Source organism: uncultured Thiohalocapsa sp. (assembly GCF_913062725.1).
Lineage (GTDB): Bacteria > Pseudomonadota > Gammaproteobacteria > Chromatiales > Chromatiaceae > Thiohalocapsa.
Genome location: NZ_CAJXWY010000008.1, coordinates 23672 through 42409, shown reverse-complemented (window position 1 = coordinate 42409; position 18738 = coordinate 23672). Strand labels below are relative to the sequence as shown.

The 18738-nt window shown below is 67.6% G+C and carries 13 protein-coding genes; 8 read left to right on the top strand and 5 right to left on the bottom strand.

Annotated elements, in window-relative coordinates; translation table 11 throughout:
• Positions 1-34: 34 nt before the first annotated feature.
• From ccoN to surE, 4 genes are all read right to left on the bottom strand, one after another.
• Positions 35-1486, bottom strand: coding sequence for a cytochrome-c oxidase, cbb3-type subunit I (gene ccoN, locus QZ588_RS03490; protein WP_295539972.1), 1452 nt, complete (start codon positions 1484-1486; stop codon positions 35-37).
• A 458-nt stretch (positions 1487-1944) separates the two neighbouring features.
• Complete coding sequence (rpoS, locus tag QZ588_RS03485) at positions 1945-2955, bottom strand: RNA polymerase sigma factor RpoS (RefSeq protein WP_295539969.1); 1011 nt, start codon at positions 2953-2955, stop codon at positions 1945-1947.
• Between the two features lie 70 nt (positions 2956-3025).
• Positions 3026-3763: a peptidoglycan DD-metalloendopeptidase family protein gene (locus QZ588_RS03480; protein ID WP_295539966.1), complete on the bottom strand. Its 738-nt coding sequence runs from the start codon at positions 3761-3763 to the stop codon at positions 3026-3028.
• A gap of 339 nt (positions 3764-4102) precedes the next feature.
• Positions 4103-4852: a 5'/3'-nucleotidase SurE gene (gene surE / locus QZ588_RS03475; RefSeq protein ID WP_295539963.1), complete on the bottom strand. Its 750-nt coding sequence runs from the start codon at positions 4850-4852 to the stop codon at positions 4103-4105.
• 366 nt (positions 4853-5218) lie between these two features.
• On the opposite strand from surE, the gene QZ588_RS03470 reads away from it, so the two are divergent.
• The 7 genes from QZ588_RS03470 (at position 5219) to QZ588_RS03440 (ending at position 15341) form a co-directional block, all read left to right on the top strand.
• Positions 5219-5776 (top strand): Smr/MutS family protein, encoded by a 558-nt coding sequence (locus QZ588_RS03470; RefSeq protein WP_295539960.1) that lies wholly within the window; start codon positions 5219-5221, stop codon positions 5774-5776.
• A 198-nt stretch (positions 5777-5974) separates the two neighbouring features.
• Entirely contained in the window at positions 5975-9430 is a 3456-nt protein-coding gene (locus QZ588_RS03465; protein ID WP_295539958.1) for a mechanosensitive ion channel domain-containing protein, read from the top strand.
• Positions 9431-9456: 26 nt separating this feature from the next.
• Entirely contained in the window at positions 9457-10449 is a 993-nt protein-coding gene (locus QZ588_RS03460; protein ID WP_295539956.1) for a CorA family divalent cation transporter, read from the top strand.
• 291 nt (positions 10450-10740) lie between these two features.
• Positions 10741-12210 carry a Ppx/GppA phosphatase family protein gene (locus tag QZ588_RS03455; RefSeq protein ID WP_366929530.1) on the top strand — a complete coding sequence of 490 codons (1470 nt, stop codon included), beginning with the start codon at positions 10741-10743 and terminating at the stop codon, positions 12208-12210.
• Positions 12211-12536: 326 nt separating this feature from the next.
• Positions 12537-12950 carry an SCP-2 sterol transfer family protein gene (locus QZ588_RS03450; protein ID WP_295539953.1) on the top strand — a complete coding sequence of 138 codons (414 nt, stop codon included), beginning with the start codon at positions 12537-12539 and terminating at the stop codon, positions 12948-12950.
• A 219-nt stretch (positions 12951-13169) separates the two neighbouring features.
• The gene (gene murF / locus QZ588_RS03445; protein WP_295539949.1) at positions 13170-14528 is read left to right on the top strand and encodes a UDP-N-acetylmuramoyl-tripeptide--D-alanyl-D-alanine ligase; all 1359 of its coding nucleotides are present in this window, start codon (positions 13170-13172) and stop codon (positions 14526-14528) included.
• Positions 14529-14555: 27 nt separating this feature from the next.
• Positions 14556-15341, top strand: a complete 786-nt coding sequence (locus tag QZ588_RS03440) for an IclR family transcriptional regulator (RefSeq protein WP_295539946.1) — start codon at positions 14556-14558, stop codon at positions 15339-15341.
• A gap of 154 nt (positions 15342-15495) precedes the next feature.
• Here QZ588_RS03440 and pepN read toward each other — a convergent pair whose 3' ends face one another.
• A complete protein-coding gene (pepN, locus tag QZ588_RS03435) occupies positions 15496-18162 on the bottom strand; it encodes an aminopeptidase N (protein ID WP_295539944.1) in 2667 nt (888 codons plus the stop codon).
• 229 nt (positions 18163-18391) lie between these two features.
• Between pepN and grxC the strand changes: the two genes are divergently transcribed.
• Complete coding sequence (gene grxC / locus QZ588_RS03430; RefSeq protein ID WP_366929529.1) at positions 18392-18730, top strand: glutaredoxin 3; 339 nt, start codon at positions 18392-18394, stop codon at positions 18728-18730.
• Positions 18731-18738: the final 8 nt, after the last annotated feature.

Genomic DNA, 18738 nt, shown 5'->3' with positions numbered 1-18738 from the left:
CAGTACTCCAGATTCGTCGTTACCGCGCCGGGGATCAGGCGGCAGCCGGTGTCAGGGTGGCGCGGGCGTCGCGCAGGCTGCCCTGGGTGGCGGACTTACGCACGGTCATCAGGATGTTGAATAGCATGATGACGGCGCCGAGGAGGAAAATGCCGCCGCCCACCGCGCGCATGGCGTAGTAGGGGTGCATGGCTGCCACAGACTCGACGAAGGTGTATGCAAGGGTGCCGTACTCGTCGTAGGCGCGCCACATCAGACCCTGCATGATGCCGGACACCCACATGGCCACCACATAGATCACCGTACCGATGGTAGCGGTCCAGAAGTGGACGTTGACGAGGCTCTCAGACCACATCTCGGTGTGCCAGAGACGCGTCATCAGGTGGTAGATCGCACCGATGGAGATGCCTGCGACCCAGCCAAGGGCGCCGGAGTGCACATGGCCGATAGTCCAATCGGTGTAATGGGACAGGGCGTTCACCGTCTTCAGCGACATCACCGGTCCTTCGAAGGTCGACATGGCATAGAAGGCCAAAGCGATGATCAGGAAGCGCAGCACGTAGTCGGTGCGCAATTTGTCCCAGGCACCCGAGAGCGTCATCATGCCGTTCACGGCACCCCCCCACGAGGGGATGATCATGGCCAGCGAGACGGCGGCACCCAGGGAGCCGGTCCAGTCCGGCAGTGCGGTGTACTGCAGGTGATGCGCGCCGAGCCACACATAGCCGAACATCAGCGCCCAGAAGTGGATGACCGACAGGCGATAGGAGTAGATCGGCCGGTTGGCCTGCTTCGGCACGAAGTAGTACATGATGCCGAGGAAGCCTGCGGTGAGGTAGAAGCCAACGGCATTATGGCCCCACCACCATTGGATCATGGCGTCCTGCACGCCGGAGAACAGGCTGTAGGACTTGAACATGCCCACGGGGACGGCGAGACTGTTGACCACGTGCAGGTAGACGATCATCACCATCATGCCGAGGAAGAACCAGTTCGACACATAGATGTGCGACGTCTTGCGAATGGCGATGGTCATGACGAAGTTGGCCGTGAACGCGAGCCAGACCACGGCGATCAGGATGTCAATGGGCCACTCCAGCTCGGCGTACTCCTTGGCCTGGGTGAAGCCCAGGGGCAGCGTGATGACCGCGAGTGCGATGACCGCGTTCCAGCCCCAGAAGGTGAACCAGGCGAGCTTTTCGCTCCAGAGGCGGACGCCGCAGGTGCGCTGGACGGTGTAGAAGGCCGTAGCCATCAGTGTACAGCCGCCGAAGGCGAAGATGACGGCGTTGGTGTGGACCGGGCGCAGGCGGCCGAAGGACAGGTAGGGACTGTCGAAGTTCAGGAATGGCCAGGCGAGCTCGGAGGCGATATACACGCCGACCGCAGCACCCACAACCAGGTACACGACCGCCATGATCGTGAACCAGCGTACCACGTCGAAACTGTATTTTTGTTCGGCTAGCCGATCGGCAGTGGCTTCCATAGGACCCTCTAACGGACTAGAGAAAAAAGGACATTCGCTTGGTGTTTTCCACCCTGGAAATCGTGCGCTGTGACCACAACGCCAAGTCGGCGCAATGACAATTGATCACTGCACGAAAGTCAAGCTGAGGACAGCACTCAGGCTTGGTGGACGGCACGGAGAACTGGGGTTTTTCGTATATCGAACAGTCGCCTACGGGAATAGCCCCGACGGCGTAACCCTCTATTTCTCTGCTATATTTCCACGCTGAGAGGGCTTGTGGGTCGACGCTGGCGGCGCGCCGGCTCGACACCGGGCTCCGGCTGCGGCCCTCGCCACCGAGCGTCGACGCGGCGTCCCCAGCCGCGCTCGGGCGCCGCAGCCGGCGACAGATCGCCAACACAAATGCCTGCAATGGGGTTATTGCGTTTACGCCCGCTTCGGATATCCGTATCGGACCCGGGCGACCCGGCTGCGCACTACTTGAAGAAGGCCTCGACGGAGAATCCCTCCTTTTCCAGGATATCCCGCAGGCGCCGCAGCGCGTCCATTTGGATCTGGCGCACACGCTCGCGGGTGACGCCGAGCTCGTTGGCGACGCGCTCCAGCGTCGAGTGCTCGTAGCCGTGCAGTCCGAAGCGGCGCTCGACCACCTCGCGCTGCTTGTCATTCAGCTTGTCCAGCCAATGATCCAGGTTGGCGTGGATATCGGCATCCTGGATGTCGTCGCTCGGGTCATGGGCACTGTCATCGGTCAGCATCTCCACCAGTGGCTTGTCTGCGTCCTTGCCGTAGGGTGTGTCCACCGAGGCGATGCGCTCGTTCAGTCCCAGCATGCGCTTGACCTCGCTGATGGGCTTGTCGAGCAGGTCGGCGACCTCCTCGGTGCTCGGCTCGTGATCCAGCTGCTGGGCCAGCATGCGCGTGGCCCTGAGATAGACGTTGATCTCCTTGACCACATGGATGGGCAGACGCACGGTGCGTGTCTGATTCATGATGGCCCGCTCCATGGTCTGGCGGATCCACCAGGTGGCATAGGTCGAGAAGCGAAAGCCACGCTCGGGATCGAACTTCTCAACCGCCCGGATCAGCCCGAGGTTGCCCTCTTCGATGAGATCGAGCAGCGGGAGTCCACGATTCAGGTAACGGCGGGCGATCTTGACCACCAGTCGCAGGTTGCTCACGATCATGCGTGAGCGCGCCGCCTCGTCACCTTGCTGAGCGAGGCGCGCAAAATGCACTTCTTCTTCGGCGGTGAGGAGCCGGGACTCGCCGATCTCGTTCAGATACAACCGCGTGGCGTCGAAGTCGCTGTCACTGGCAGCGAAACGGTGCCCGGCAGAGCGCGCCTGACCGTGGTCTTCGGCCTCTTCGTCGGCCGCGGCTTCGTCATCCGATGTCGAATCGGCCGCACCCGTCTCGAGCAGCATGTCCTCATCATCCGGCCCATCTGCCGTGTCCGGTTGATCATCGCGTTCTTGCGTGGACATGGGACACCCCTCCAGCGGCTGCGGGATGCGTCCGATGCGCTCGGCGCAATCCCGTCATGGTGTGCCCACCTCAGCGCGACGGCGGGAGGAAGCGCAGCGGATCGACGGCGACCCCGTTGCGGCGGATTTCAAAGTGCAGCAAACCTTCGCCGTTGGCTGCGCGACCGGCGATGGCAACACGTTGTCCGCGCTTGACACGATCGCCTTCACGGACGAGCAGCTCGCGATTGAAGCCGTATGCACTGAGGTAGCGGGCGTTGTGCTTGACGATGATAAGGTTGCCATATCCTTTGAGTCCACTGCCGCTGTAGACCACGGTGCCGTCGGCGGCGGCGGCGACGGACGCACCTTCTCCGGCGGCGATGCGTACCCCCTGACGGGTCCGATCGCCGGTACGAAAGCCCCGCTTGATGGGCCCCTGCACAGGCCAGCTCCAGGTGATGCCCGAGCTGGCGGCGTCCGCTCCCGCAACCGCCGCACTGGTGCGGGCCGACGTCCGCACGGCCTCGACACCGCCGGATGCGGCGGAGCGCGCCGATGTCGGGGTCGATGCGGTGCGTATCGCCCCAGCGCTACCGTCCGGCGGCTCGACCCGCAGGAGATCGCCGGCGAAGATGCCGTAGGGTGGCCCCAGAGCGTTCCAGGCCGCCAGCGTACTCATCCTGATGCCCTTGCGCTCGGCGATCTCGCTCAGCGTGTCGCCGCTGCGAATCCGGTAGTAGCCCGGCGGCGCCGGACCATAGCCATCGCGGCTGTCGACGGGCGCGAGACCGCCGGCGCCGCAACCCGCAAGCAGCGCCGTCAGCAATGACGCGACCGCGAGCCGCAGCGCTTTCGGCGCGCCGAGCCCCCCACCCGCACGCCATGCCCGCGCCCTATCCACGTGGACGCCAACACAGCAGTCGCGGCAACGGCGAGCGCGGCGCAACACGCACCGCCGCATCAGGCTCCCCTGCGCGAGCAGCCGATGCAACCATCACCGGCACCGACACTGGGTGCCGGCCACCGCTGGTGGTACGGGCCAGACAGGCCAGCGCCCACGCGCCACCGTCGTCGAGCGACGGCACCCTGTGTCCGAGCCACGCTGGTTGGCCCGCCCGCCGACGCGACACGCCATTCGCCACAGCAGCGACGACCGAGCCCGCCATCAAGACAGCGTGGCCAGCCACTGTCCCACGGGACCGAGCGCCGCATGCCGGGTGAGGTCGATCTGGATCGGCGTCACCGACGCCTGGCCCGAGCGCACCGCAAAGAAGTCCGTCCCCTCGCCCGCATCCTGTTCCGGACCCGCGGGGCCAATCCAATACATGGGGCGCCCGCGGGGATCCTGGATGCGGGATACGGACTCCGCCTTATGCCGATGTCCGAGCCGCGTGGCGACGACACCGCGGAGTTCGGCGAGAGGCAGATCGGGCACATTCACATTCAAAATGGTGCTGGGACTGAGCGCGGCATCCCGCAGGCCGGCGACCAGTCTCGCCGCCACCACAGCCGCGGTGTCGAGGTGCTTCGGCTGATGCGCCGCCATTGACACGGCGATGGCCGGCAGACCGAGAAAACGGCCTTCCGTCGCGGCGGCGACGGTGCCGGAGTAGATCACGTCGTCACCCAGATTCGGCCCGTGATTGATGCCTGCCACCACTAAATCGGGCTCTTCATCCAGTAACCCGGTGAGTGCCAGGTGCACACAATCAGTGGGTGTTCCGTTGACCCGGATAATGCCGGATTCCAACCGCTCCGCCCGGATCGGCACATCCAGCGTCAGCGAGTTGCTGGCGCCGCTGCGATCGCGATCCGGCGCCACCACGGTGACCCGGCCGAGCGTGGTGAGCGCGTCTGCGAGCACATGCAGACCCGGGGATCGGTACCCGTCGTCGTTGCTGATGAGTATGTTCATACTGTCGGGGCTGCGGCGAAGCTCATCGCGGTTAGCGCCGGCCGACCTGCACACCGGATGCCACGATGGCACTTCGGCGGTTGGTTCCGGGCGACGCCCACCGACCCTATATGATTCAGAGAGTCAAACCAGCGCCACGGTGCTTGCAACGTGTGCCAGAGCACACCAGAAGCACGATAAGTAACTGCTTCATGAAGCCAGCGCACGACACGCACCATGGCGAGCGTGCCAACCCGCAACGCTTGCGACCATCATACCGCGAACCCCTCGGGCGATCTGAGTCGCCGGGCGTAATCAGGAGAAACCCCTCGGGGGCCGGGCTGAGCGACGCACAACAGGCGGCCTGCAAAAGCAAACCCTAGAATCATGAGCAAACAGCTCCACGAGTCTGAAGCGGAAATCTTTCGTACGGCGATGGGCGATGTCGAGCCACTCGCCGCAGAGCATGCCGAGCCTTATCGGCAGCGCCCACCCCCGCTGCCGCGGCCGCAGCCCGAAGCAGCGGACGTCGACGAAGGACCGGCGCCCCTCGCCGAGAGCGAGGTGACGACCCACGATTATTTGCTGTTCGCCAGGCCCGGCATCCAGAAACGTGTTGTCGCGGAGCTGCAGCGCGGGCGCATCGAGCCGGCGCTCGAGGTGGACCTGCATGGCCTGCGCGTCGCGCATGCCCGGGCCCTGCTTGGGGATTTTTTCGCCGACTGCCGACACCGACGCGTGCGCTGCGCGCGCATCATCCATGGCAAGGGGCGCCGATCGGACGGCAACCAGCCGGTGCTCAAGTGCAAGGTAAACTACTGGCTACGCCTGCATGAAGAAGTGCTGGCCTTCTGCTCGGCCCCGCGCCGTGACGGTGGCACCGGTGCCGTCTATGTGTTGTTTCGCAATCCCGACAAGGGCAGCGACCGCGGTCCACGATTTTGAGCGACTCCGCGGATCACCCCGGCCCATGCGCCCGGCCACTGCGCCCGAGCAGGGCACAGGGATTGGCGGATCGGAGCTGATCCAGCCCAAGGCCCGCGCCATTGCCATACGACAACCGGACACCGAAGCGCGATGCGCGGCGCGCATCGCCCGCTGCAGTGATCGCCCAAGCTTCGACACAGCAGGATCCCACCCACCGTGACGCCTCTTGCCGCCCGCGCGCCTCGGACCGCCATGCGCCGGCCTTGGCCCTGGATCGCCTTTGCGCTGGTCACGCTTACCACCGCGGCCGCCGCGGATCTCGCACCATCCAGCGCCGCCATCGGAGGCGACGCCACGCTCAGTCAAGCGGTGGTCGAGCAACGCCTGGAAGAGCTCGAGCAGGCGTCTGACCTGACGGCGGCGCAGCGCGAGCAGCTCAGCGGCGAGCTGAAAGCCGTGCTGAAAGACCTCGCCGATGTCGAGCGCTTACAAGCCGCGGCCGCTGAGTACGCAGCGGCCCTCAGGGAGGCACCACAACAGGCTCAGGCGATCCGCAGCCAGCTCGCCACCAGCGCCGAAGCGCCGGCGCCGATCCTGGATCTGCCCACGGATGCGGACCTGGCGATGATCGAGGCGCGCATCACCGCCGAGCAGGCCGAGATCGCGGCCATCGAGGCCCGCATCGCACGGCTCACGGAGGCACTGGAGGCCCCGGACCAGAATCCGGCCCAGATCCGCGAGCGCATCGCCGTCATCGATGCACGGCTCGCCGACCTGACTCCGCCACCGGGCGAGGCGAATACCGCCGAGCGGGTCGAGGAGCCGAGCAGCTGGGCGCGCCAGGCGCAGCGGGCAGCCCTGCGCGCCGAGCAGGCGATGCTGGACCAGCGACTGCTGAGCGCCGGCGTCCGCCGCGAGCTGACCCTCGCCCGGCGCGACCTGGCCAGCAAGGAGCTGGAAGCCGCCAAGGCCCGCCGTGGGCTGCTGGAGTCGCGTGCCGCCGCGCAACGCCAGCGCACCGCGGCGGCGGTCCTGGAGAAGGTGGACGCCGAGCGCGCCGCCGCCGAGGACGGCCATCCGCTGTTGCAAACCTGGGCCGAACGCAATGCGCAGCTCGGCGCCGCCGTTGGCGCAACGACACAGGCACTCGCACAGCTGGATGAGCGGCGCACGCGCCTGGAGCGGGAGCGCATGCGCATCCAAGAAGATTTCACCAATGCCCGCGAGCGCCTGGAAGCCGCCGGCCTGAACCGCGCCCAGGGTCAAGTGCTGATCGAGCAGCGCACACGGCTGCCGGACCCGCGTCAATTGCGCAAAAACGCCGCCGAGCGCGCCGACGCAATCGCCGAGAGCACGCTGCGCAGCATCCGCTGGCGTGAAGAGCTACGCGCGCTGGATGACCCGGACACCTGGGTGGACGCTGCTGTCGCCGAGCTGACACCGCCACAGCGGGCGGATACCGACATAGCGACGCTGCGCGCACAACTGCATGCCCAGGGTGAGTCGCGGCGAAAGCTCCTCACCACCGCGCTCGATCTGGAGGCAAGCTACCGGCGCGCCCTGGGCGAGGTGGACTTCGCCGGCCAACAGCTGCGCGAGCTGGTGCAGCGCTACGAGCGCTACCTCTCGGAACATCTGCTATGGGTGCGCAGCATCGGCCCGGTCACCGAGCAGTCCTGGATGACCCTGCCAGCGGCGGCGCTCTGGGTCATCAGTCCCCACCACTGGGCCACCGTAGGCACAACCCTGGCGGCGGAGGCCTCCCGCTCGCCGGCGCTCTGGCTGGGGCTCGCGGCCGTCGCCATTGTGCTGTGGCGTAATGCGGCACTGCGTCGGGCCATCCGCGCGAGCGCCGAGCCACTGCGGCGCATCAGCACCGATCGCTTCCGCTACACCGTCACCGCACTGGGCCTGTCGCTGCTCGCCGCGCTGCCCTGGCCGCTACTGGCGCTGACGCTCGGCTATGTGCTGCAGAGCTCCCTCGTCGCCAGCGGATTCGCCAAGGCCGCTGGCACGGCGCTCATCGCGATCGTGCCGGCGCTCTACTACATGCTCGCCTTTCGCATGCTCTGTCTGCGCGGCGGTCTCGCGGACCGCCACTTCCGCTGGCAGAGCGACACCCTGGTGCTCCTGCGCCGGGCGACGCTCACCGCCGTTGCGCTGCTGACACCGGTGGGCTTCGTCGCCGCCATGATCCACAGCCAGCAAAACCCGGAGTTCCTCGGCACACTCGGTCGCCTCGCCCTGACGTTGTTCAACCTGGGCCTGGCGATGCTCACCGCCGTCGTGCTGCATCCTGGCCGGGGTGCGCTCAAGGGTGTGCTGATGGCGCGCCCGGACGCCTGGTATACACGCTTGCGTCTACTCTGGTATCCATTGGTGGTGGCGGTGCCGTTGGTGCTGGCAGGGCTGGCCGTCGCCGGTTTTCTCTACACCTCCGGCGTGCTCCTGCGCTCACTGGTCAATGAACTCTGGCTCGCACTGGCGCTGGTGGTCGCGCATCAGCTCATCGCCCGCTGGCTGTTGGTGACCCGGCGACGCCTGGCGCTCAACGCCGCGTTGGAGCGGCGCGCCCAACGCGAGGCCACCAAGGCGACCGATGCCACCGGTGCCGAGGCCCTGGCGGTGCAGGAGGAGGCGGTGGACCTGGCCTCACTGAATGCCCAGACCCGGCGGCTGCTGAACCTGGCCATTGCCGTCGCCGCCGCCGTGGGCCTGTGGCTCATCTGGTCCGACGTCTTACCGGCGCTGAATCTGTTCGAGCGGTTCACACTGTGGACTTACACCGGCGAAGTAGACGGTGTCCGGGCGTCCATCCCCGTGACCCTCGCCGACTTCGGACTGGTGCTGATCATCATCGTCGCCGCCGTCACCGCGGCACGCAACCTGCCGGCGTTGCTCGAGATCTTACTGCTGCAGAGTAGCCATATCAGCGCCGGCAGCCGCTACACCGTCATCACGCTCACGGGCTACGCCATCACCGCCGCCGGTGCGCTTTTGGTGTTCGGCGCCCTCGGACTGTCCTGGGGGCAGGTCCAATGGCTGGTGGCGGCGCTGGGTGTCGGTATCGGCTTCGGCCTGCAGGAGATCGTCGCCAATTTCATCAGCGGTCTCATCATTCTGTTCGAGCGCCCGGTGCGCGTCGGCGATGTCGTCACCATCGGCGAAACATCCGGCGTGGTCACGAAGATCGAGATCCGCGCCACCACAGTGCGCACTTGGGACCGCCAGGAGCTGCTGGTCCCGAACAAAGAGCTCATCACCGGGCGCATCACCAACTGGACCCTGTCGGACTCCATCAACCGTGTCGTCGTCCCGGTGGGCATCGAGTACGGCAGCGATACCCGCAAGGCGTTACAGATCCTCGCCGAGGTGGCACGGGAGAACGAGCGCGTGCTCGAAGACCCGGCGCCAATCATCACTTTCGAGGGCTTCGGCAACGACGCGCTGACGCTGGTGCTGCGTTGCTTCCTCGCGGACATGGACTACCGGCTCGACACCATTACGGTGCTCCATCAGGCCATCGATGACAGGTTCCGCACCGCAGGCATCGGCATCGCCTTCCCGCAGCGCGACATCCATCTGCGCTCGGCACAGCCACTGGAAATCCACCTGCACCGCGGCGGGCGTCAGCAGGCGCCGGACAGCCATGGCGGTGCCACACAAACCTGAGCCACAGACCGCCGATCACCCCTGCCATGGCCCAACCCGATCGTCTGCACAATTGGTTCGGTCTCGTCTTCGCCTTGCGCCTGGATGGCGCCGGGGGCGGTCTGCCCATCGGCTGGAGCGACCTCAGCGGGCCGCAGCCACGGCAACAGACCTGGGTGCACCTCGACCTGCGTCATCCCAACGCCCACCGCTGGCTGCGGGAGGACAGTGGCCTCGATGCCCTGACGGTGGACGGCCTCACCAATCCTAGCGCCGCCCCCAGATTGCTGCGTCGCGGCCAGAGCCTGCTGCTCGTGCTCAAGGGGATCGACCAGAGCCGCGACGCCGCCCCCGGCGACATGGTGGCGGCACGCCTGTGGACCGATGGTCAGCGCCTGATCAGTTGCCGCAGCGAACGCCTACCAGCCGTCGAAGATCTGCACATGGAACTGCATCGGGGCGGCGGGCCCACCGGCATCGGCGGCATCATCGCAAGCCTCGCCGACCGGCTGATGACCCACGTCGACGACGTGCTGGAAGAGTTGCAGGCGACGGTGCTGCGCACCGCCCACGCCGGCACCCAGGCCCGCCATACGGAGAATATCGTCGCCGATCTGGCCACCCTGCGTCGGCGCATGATCCGTATGCGCTTTCATCTGACACCGCAGCGCCGGGTCCTGAGCCAGCTCGCCGGCGAGCACCAGCCCTGGCTCGGCGATGCCGAGTGCCGACTGGCGGGCGAAGTCGCCGAGCGTTGCCAACATGCCGTCGAGGGCCTCATCGCCGCCGGCGAGATCACGGCGATCACCCAGGACGAAATCCTCCAGCGCTCGTCCGAGACCACCGGACGACGCGTCTACTCGCTCACCGTCATCACGGCCATCTTCCTGCCGCTGAGCTTTCTCACCGGGCTGCTCGGCGTCAACGTCGCCGGCATCCCGGACGCGAGTAACCCGCTGGCCTTCCTGTTGTTGTGTTTGTTCCTGCTCCTCCTGGTGCTGGGCCAGCTCTGGCTGCTGCGGCGGAAAGGCTGGCTCTGAGGGCTGGCGCTGCGACCGATCGCCGGGCGGCCCACGGTCAGCGGTCTCTCGGGCTGACCCAGGATCGCCTCCCCGCTATACTGCGGCGCCAGCCCCGCGCTGAGCGCGCGCCATCTCCCACAGCGACTGCAACAACCGATGGCAGACCCCGCCGCAACGGGCCGGCCCGCAACGGCCGCCGCAGAGCCCGCCCCAGATTCTGCCCCAGATTCTGCCCCAGGTCCTGTCCCAGATCCTGCCCCGGCACTCGCCCGGGCGGCTGCGCACGACGCCGACGCCACCCTGGCGGCGGTGGATCTCGGCTCCAACTCCTTTCACCTGTTGGTGGCGCGGATGGACGGCGGCACGCTACAGGTCATGGACCGGCACAAGGAGATGGTCCGCCTCGGCGAGGGGCTCACCAGCGACAAGCATCTGCGCGAAGACGTGGCCGAGCGCGCCCTCGCCTGTCTGGAGCGCATGGGCCAGCGACTGCAGGACATGCCGGCGGAGCGCGTGCGTGCGGTGGGCACCAATACGCTGCGCCAGATTCGCCCGGAGGCGCACTTCGTGGAGCGCGCCGAGCGGGCGCTGGGCCATCCCATCGAGGTGATCGCCGGGCGCGAGGAGGCGCGGCTGATCTATCTCGGCGTCTCCCACGGCCTCGCCATCGGCGACGAGAAACGGCTGGTCATCGACATCGGCGGCGGCAGCACCGAGGTCATCGTCGGCGAGGGCTTCCAGCCGATACTGCGCGAGAGCCTGCACTTAGGCTGCGTCAGCATGGCCACGCGCTTCTTTGCCAACGACAAGATTACGCCCAAGCAGATGGACAAGGCGGAACTCTACGGCGCACTGGAGGTGCGACCCGTGCGCGAGCTCTTCCGCCAATCCGGCTGGGCCACGGCCACCGGCAGCTCCGGCACCATCAAATCCATCGCCGCGGTGGTCATGGCGCAGGGCTGGAGCGAGGACGGCATCACGGCGCAATCGCTCGAGCGGTTGCGCACGGCCATGCTCGACGTCGGCAAGACCTCCGCGCTTCCCTTCAAGGGGCTGAGCGAGCGCCGCCGCCCGGTGTTCGCCGGGGGCGTCGCCGTGCTGCGGGCGCTCTTCTCCAGCCTCGCCATCGAGCACATGCGGGTCTCGGATCAGGCCCTGCGGGAAGGCCTGATCTACGAAATGGTGGGCCGCCTTGAGCACGAAGACGTGCGCGAGCGCACCGTCGCCACCTTCAGCCGCCGCTTCGACGTCGACCCGGCGCACGCCGCCCGCGTCAAAGAAACCGCACTGCATCTGCTTGCGCAGCTGCGCGCATCCTGGCAGCTGAGTCATCCCGACTATGCGCCCATGCTCGGCTGGGCGGCGGAGCTCCACGAGATTGGCCTCGCCGTGTCCCACAGCCATTATCAGAAGCACGGCGCCTATCTCATCGGCAACGCAGACCTCTCCGGCTTCACCCGTCAGGAGCAGGCAGTCCTGTCGGCGCTGATCCTCGGCCACCGACGCAGCCTCCCCATCGACGCCTTCCTGCAGCTGCCGAGCAGCGTCCGCTGCTGCGCGCGCCGGCTCTGCGTGATCCTGCGCCTGGCGGTGCTGCTGCGCCGCGGCCGCGGCCGCGGCCCGGACGGCATCCCGGCGCCGGCGCTCGGGACCGACGGCGACACCCTGCGCCTGCGGTTCCCGGCGGGCTGGCTGCAACAGCACCCGCTCACCCGTCTGGAGCTCGAGGAAGAGGCCTCGCGGCTGCTGGCAGGCGGCTTCGGGCTGGATTTCGGCTAAGGCCCGTCGAAGCCCGGGGCGGGCTTGAGCGCCGGGGCCAGCCGGCACAGCCCAGGCCCATCGCACCCAGCACCCAGCACCCAGCCACCTCGCACGAGCTCCAGTCACAGATCCGGCACGCAAATCACCTCAAGCACACCGGCGACCCGGGCGCGACGGGTATCGTCATCGACGCCACCATCACTGACGCCCCGGCAAGCCCCAACTCCCGTGCGTAGTGCTCACCGCGCAGGCGTGTGTTGCTGCTAAAATCCCCGCGGTCGTCAGCACCCGACCGCGCTTCTGCGCGGCCCCCCACCAACCGATGAAGGAGGACAGTCACAACCATGGCCAAGCTTTTTTCCGCCGAGTGGATGAACGCGCTCAAGGACGCCTGGAACAACGATCCGGAAGTCAGCGGCAAGCTCGCCGAAATCGGCTTCGACTCCGTGATCAGCTGCGGCTTCAAGAACGAGGAGAACCCGCGGGGTGTCTTCGTCGTCGAAAAGGGCATCTGCACCCGCGCCGGCGATTGGAACGGTGAGACCCCGGACTGGGATATGCGCGCCGACATGGACGACTGGCTGAAGTGGGTCAAGAAGGGCATTGGCATGATGGGCATGGGCACCGCCTACGCCACCGGCAAGCTCAAGTTCAAGCACGGCGACTATGCCGCCATGATCAAGGATCCGCGCATGGCCAGCCCCTTCGTGAAAAGCTTCAACCTGATGAAGGATATCGGCGCCGACGAGCTGCAGTAAGCCGAAGCCTGGGGTCTGCCCGGGCGGCGGTCCCTCGCCGCCGCCCACCGCGTCTTGCGCCACTCACGCGCACGTCGACGAGTCGCAATCGATGCTTCGCCGCCGCAAATCTGTGCGCGCCATTCCATGGTGTCTGGGTTACGGGGCCAGCCCGATCTGAGCGCCCGCATCCGGGTGCCAAAATCCGTGGGCCAAAACCCCGTCGCACCGAACGTCCCCATGCCCCACCCCAACGCCTTCTGGACCCCCGCAGCCTTCGCCGATGTCACCGGCGGCCGCTGGCTGGTGGCGCCGCGGGATGCGGCCGCGGCCCTCGCCGGTATCGGCATCGACGGCCGCACGCTGAGCGCCGGCGAGGCCTTCGTCGCCATCGCCGGCGAGCGCTTCGACGGCCATGACTACCTGGCACAAGCGCAGGCGTCGGGCGCGCGGCTCGCCATCGTCGAGCGGGACATTGTGCCGCCGGGCCAGGGCGATGGCGGGCTGGCGCTGCTGCGTGTGGACTCCACGGTGGCGGCGCTCCAGGCACTGGCGGCGCGTTGGCGGGATGTCCTCGGCGCCGCCGGCTGCCGCGTCGTCGGCGTCTGCGGCAGCAACGGCAAGACCACCACGCGCCATCTGATCCACCATGTGCTCAGCCATGCGGGGCTCACGGGCAGCCAGAGCCCGAAGAGCTTCAACAATCACCTGGGCGTGCCGCTGACGCTGCTCGGCGCCGCGGCGGCGGACGACTTCCTGGTGGCCGAGATCGGCACCAATCATCCCGGGGAAATCGCGGCCCTCGCGGCCGTCGTGCGGCCGGACATCGCCGTCATCACGAGCATCGGCGAAGAGCATTTGGCGTTCTTTCACGACCTGCGCGGCGTCGCGCGGGAGGAGTCCGCCGTGCTCGGGCACATCGCCGCCGGCGGCAGTGCCGTGCTCCCCGCCGAGGCGCGGCTGCCGGTACCCTTGATGCTGCCACCGGCGCCCGCCTTCCGCGTCACACGCTTTGATCTGGACCCCGTCACCACCGGTCTGCCGCTGCCCGGTGAGCATAACCAGCTCAACGCCGCCGCCGCCAGTGCGGTGGCACGCTGCTTCGGTCTCGGCGATGACGCCATCGCCGCCGCCTGGCCCGCCGCCGGCCATGCCCCCATGCGCGGCGAGCTGCTGCACCACGATCATCCCAACCGACCGACGGTCATCAACGACGCCTACAACGCCAACCCCACGTCCATGCGCGCGGCGCTCGCCGTCCTGAGCCAATACCCGGCGCCGCGGGTGGCGGTGCTCGGAGACATGCTCGAGCTGGGAGCCGTCACCGCCTCCGCCCACCGCGACATCGCCGCGCTGGCGGCGGACACCGCCGAGCGCTGCGTGCTCATCGGCCCCCATTTCGCCGCCGCCGCCGCGCAGCTGGCGCTGGACACCCGCGCAGTGACCGCGTACCCGGCGTGGTCCGACGCCATGGCGTCGGCGATCATCGCCGAGCTCGCCGCGGACAGTACGATCCTTATCAAAGGTTCACGTGGCATGGCGGTGGAGCGTCTCCTGCCGGTCCTCGACGCGCGTTTCGGTACCGGAGACGGCGCCTGAGCCAAGCGCCGCGACGCGGGTCAGCACATGGGCAGCGGCGCCGACCGCTCGGGTAACCGCATCCAGGTCATCGACCGGGCGGCGGCGCTGCTCGGCGCCATCGCGCGCTATTCGGCGCCGGTGAGCCTCAAGGTGCTGGCGGCCGAGACCGGGCTGCACCCGTCAACGGCCCACCGCATCCTGGCCTCGTTGGCGGACAACGGCTTTGTGGAGCGCGACGCCGCCGGTCACCATCGCCTTGGGCTGCGACTGCTCCAGCTTGGCGTGCGCCTGCACGGCGATGTGGACATGCGCGCACTGGCGCAGCCGGTGATGGAGGCCCTGCGGGACCAGCTCGGCGAAACCATCAACCTCACCATCCGCGAGGGCGACCAGGTCGTCTACATCGAGAAGGCGACGCCCAACCGCAGCATCCACGTGCAGCAGCTCATCGGCTCCCGCGCGCCGCTGCACGTCACGGCCGTGGGCAAGCTGATGCTCGCCGCCGGCGGCGAGGCGGCCATCCGCGCCTACGCCGAGCGCACCAATCTGCCAGCCTATACCCGCAACAGCATTACCACGGTTGAGCGGCTCATCGGCGAGTGCGCTCAGGCGCTGGCGGCCGGCTATGCCCTGGACAACCAGGAGGCGGAGATGGACGTCGGCTGCATCGGCGTGCTGTTACACGATGCCACCGGCCGAGTCGCCGGCGGTCTCTCGGTATCCGCCCCCATCGAACGGCGGCAGCTGACCTGGATCGAGCCGCTGCTGGCGGCGAAGCGAGCGCTCTCCGAGCAGCTCGGGGCACGGCCGAAGGATCCGCCACCGTGCTGACGGCTTCACCCCGAAACGCGTGCAGATGGACTCGATCCCCGAGCAGCTTCCGGGGTTCCGTTTTGCGTCAAGACGTGATCGTTGACCTTGACGCCGTTTCTGCGCGCCTTGGTTGGTGGGTGCTTCGCCGTGGCTTCGGTATGATCGGGCCGGGTTACGCCGGTGCCTGCCCCAGGCTCTTGGACACCACCTCGTAGACATCGTTGGAGACGCCTTCCACCTCCAGGATGCGCTCCAATTGGGCGCGCATCAGTGCCTGGCGGATCTCGTCGTAGCGCCGCCAGCGCGTCATCGGGTAGAGCAGGCGTGAAGCGACCTGCGGGTTGAGGGGGTCCAGTTCCAGGATACGGTCGGTGAGAAAGCGGTAGCCGGTGCCGTCGACGGCGTGGAACCGCAGTGGGTTACCGACGGTGAAGACACCAATGAGGGCACGCACCCGGTTCGGGTTGGTGAGCGAGAACTTGGGATGCGCCAGCAGCGCCTCCACCCGCTTCAGCGTATCCGGGCGGCTGCTTTGAGCCTGTAGCCCGAACCACTTGTCCAGCACCAGCGGGTCCTCCGACCAGCGTGCGTAGAAGGTGGCCAGCGCTTGCTCGCCGGCATCGCCGACGTGCGCTGGATGGGCATCCACCAGGCAGCGCAGGGCAGCGATCACGTCAGTCATGTTGTGCCCGGCGGCGAACTGCGCCTGGCAGCGGGCGACGATCTCCGGCGTCGGTGCGCGCATGAGATAGGCCAGCGCACAGTTGCGCAGCGCCCGGCGGCCCACGGCGGCCGGCGACAGTTCGTATTCGTCCGGCTCCTGGTTGCGCTCGAGCACCGCCAGCAGCGCATCGCGCAGTTGCTCGCCGATGGTGGTGGCCAGTTGCTCGCGGGCGCGATGGATGCCGACCACATCGACCACGGTCATCTGATCGCCGAGGTAACTCTCCGACGGCAGGGTCAGCACCTCCGCCAACAGGGCCTGATCGGCGTCGGCGCCGTCCTGCGACAACGCCCGGCGCACGGCGCCGAGATAGTCCGCCGGCACCGGCTTGTCGGGATCGGCGATGAGCTCCAGCAGCAGGCGCACACTCAGGCTCTGGGCGGCGTCCCAGCGGTTGAAGCCGTCGCTGTCGTGGGCCATAAGAAAGGTGAGCTGGGCATCGGTGTAGGGGTAGTGCACGATCACCGGCGCCGAGAAGCCCCGCAGCAGCGAGGGCACCGGCTCGGCGTCGAAGCCCACGAAGGCGAATCGCTCCACCGGCTCGCGCAGCGCCAGCATGCGGGTACCGGGTGCCGGAGCCCCGGCCTCGCCGTCCAACTGGACGGGCAGATCCTCGCCGGCGGCGTCCAGCAGGCCGAGGGCGAAGGGAATCTGCAATGGCAGCTTGGTGGCCTGGCCGGGGGTGCTCGGCGTGTGCTGGCGAATCTCCAGGGTATAGGTGCCGGTGCGCGCATCGAAGCTGTCGGCGCATTCCAGCACCGGTGTGCCGGCCTGGGAATACCAGCGGCGGAACTGGCTCAGATCGGTGTCGCCGGCCTCTTCCATGCAGCGCACGAAATCCTCGGTGGTGACGGCCTGACCGTCGAAGCGCTCGAAGTAGCGATCGGTGCCCCGGCGGAAGCGCTCCGGGCCCAGCAGGTTGGCCTGCATCCGCACCACTTCGGCCCCCTTCTCATAGACCGTGGCGGTGTAGAAATTGTTGATCTCGATGTAGGTGTCTGGGCGCACCGGGTGCGCCATGGGACCTGCATCCTCCGGGAACTGGCGTGCGCGCAGCATGCGCACGTCCTCGATGCGCTTGACGCCGCGGGAGCCCTGGTCCGCACTGAATTCCTGGTCGCGGTAGACGGTGAAGCCCTCCTTCAGGCTCAGCTGGAACCAGTCGCGGCAGGTGATGCGATTGCCGGTCCAGTTGTGAAAGTACTCGTGGGCGACGACACCCTCGATGCCGGCGAAGTCCGTGTCCGTGGCCGTGTCCGGCCGCGCCAGGATGTACTTGGCGTTGAAGACATTGAGACCCTTGTTCTCCATCGCGCCCATGTTGAAATGACTGACGGCGACGATATTGAACACGTCCAGATCGTATTCGCGTCCGTAGCGCTCCTCGTCCCAGCGCATGGCGGCCTTGAGCGAGCGCATGGCGTGATCGCACTTGTCGGTGTTCTCGGGCTCGACGTAGATGTTGAGGGGCACCTCACGGCCGGAGCGGGTGGTGAAGCTGTCCGACACGGCGGCGAGATCACCCGCCACCACTGCGAACAGATAGCTCGGCTTCGGGAAGGGATCATCCCAGCGGGCCAGCTTGCGGCCGTCGTCCAGGGCTTCCTCGCCGGCGGGATTGCCGTTGGACAGCAGCACCGGGAAGCGCTCGGCATCCGCCGCCAGGGCCACCGAAAAGCGGGCCATCACATCCGGGCGGTCGATGAAATAGGTAATGCGCCGAAAGCCCTCCGCCTCGCACTGGGTGCAGAGCATGTCGCCGGAGACATAGAGTCCTTCGAGCGCCGTGTTGTCCTCGGGGCGGATCAGCACCCGCGTGCGCAGGCGAAAGCGATCCGGCACCCGGTGCACCACGAGCGTGTTCTCGCTGACGGCGTATTCCGCCGCCGGCAGGGGACGGTCATCCAGCGCCACCTCCAGCAGCTCCAGGTGCTCACCGTCGAGTTGCAGGTCGCCGTCGCCGCGCTTGGCCGCCGGGTTACGGCGGATCTCCAGCACCGCATGTACGGCGGTCTCCGCCAGCCCCAGGTCGAAATGCAGCGTTGCCCGATCGATGAGGAACTCGGGCGGACGGTAGTCTTTGAGGTGGATGACCGGGGGCGTCGTTCGGTACATGGGGCGGTGATCTCGGCGGTTGTCGTTACTCGGCGCAGACGCCCGCCAACGGGCGTCCGGCGCTGACCGGGGATGTCGCGCCGCGCAGTCTGGCGTACTCGGGGCCCTTGTGTCAGTCTTTTGGCTTGTTCGGCCGAGAGGGCGGGTTTTCAAGCCGCGGGCATGTCCTTCGCGGGTATCAGCCGCCGCCGCGCGCCGGCCGTTGCGCAACCACAGCAAGAGGAGCCAGATGGACCCGAGCAGCACGCAGCAGACCCCGCCGGACAGCGCGCAGGCGCACAGCTCCGAGACACCGGCGCTCACCGACGGCACCGTCCAGGTTCGCATGTACGCCACCGCTTTCTGCCCCTATTGCGTGCGCGCCCGCCGGCTGCTGGAGCGCAAGGGGGTGGCCTGGGAGGAGATCGCCGTCGACGATGACCGTGAGCGCTTTCAGGAAATGACCCTGCGCGCCAACCGCACGACGGTGCCGCAGATTTTCATCGGCGACGTCCATGTGGGCGGCTACGACGACATGGCGGCGCTGGATCGCGCCGGTCAGCTGGACCCGCTCCTGGGCCTGGCTTGAGCAGCGCG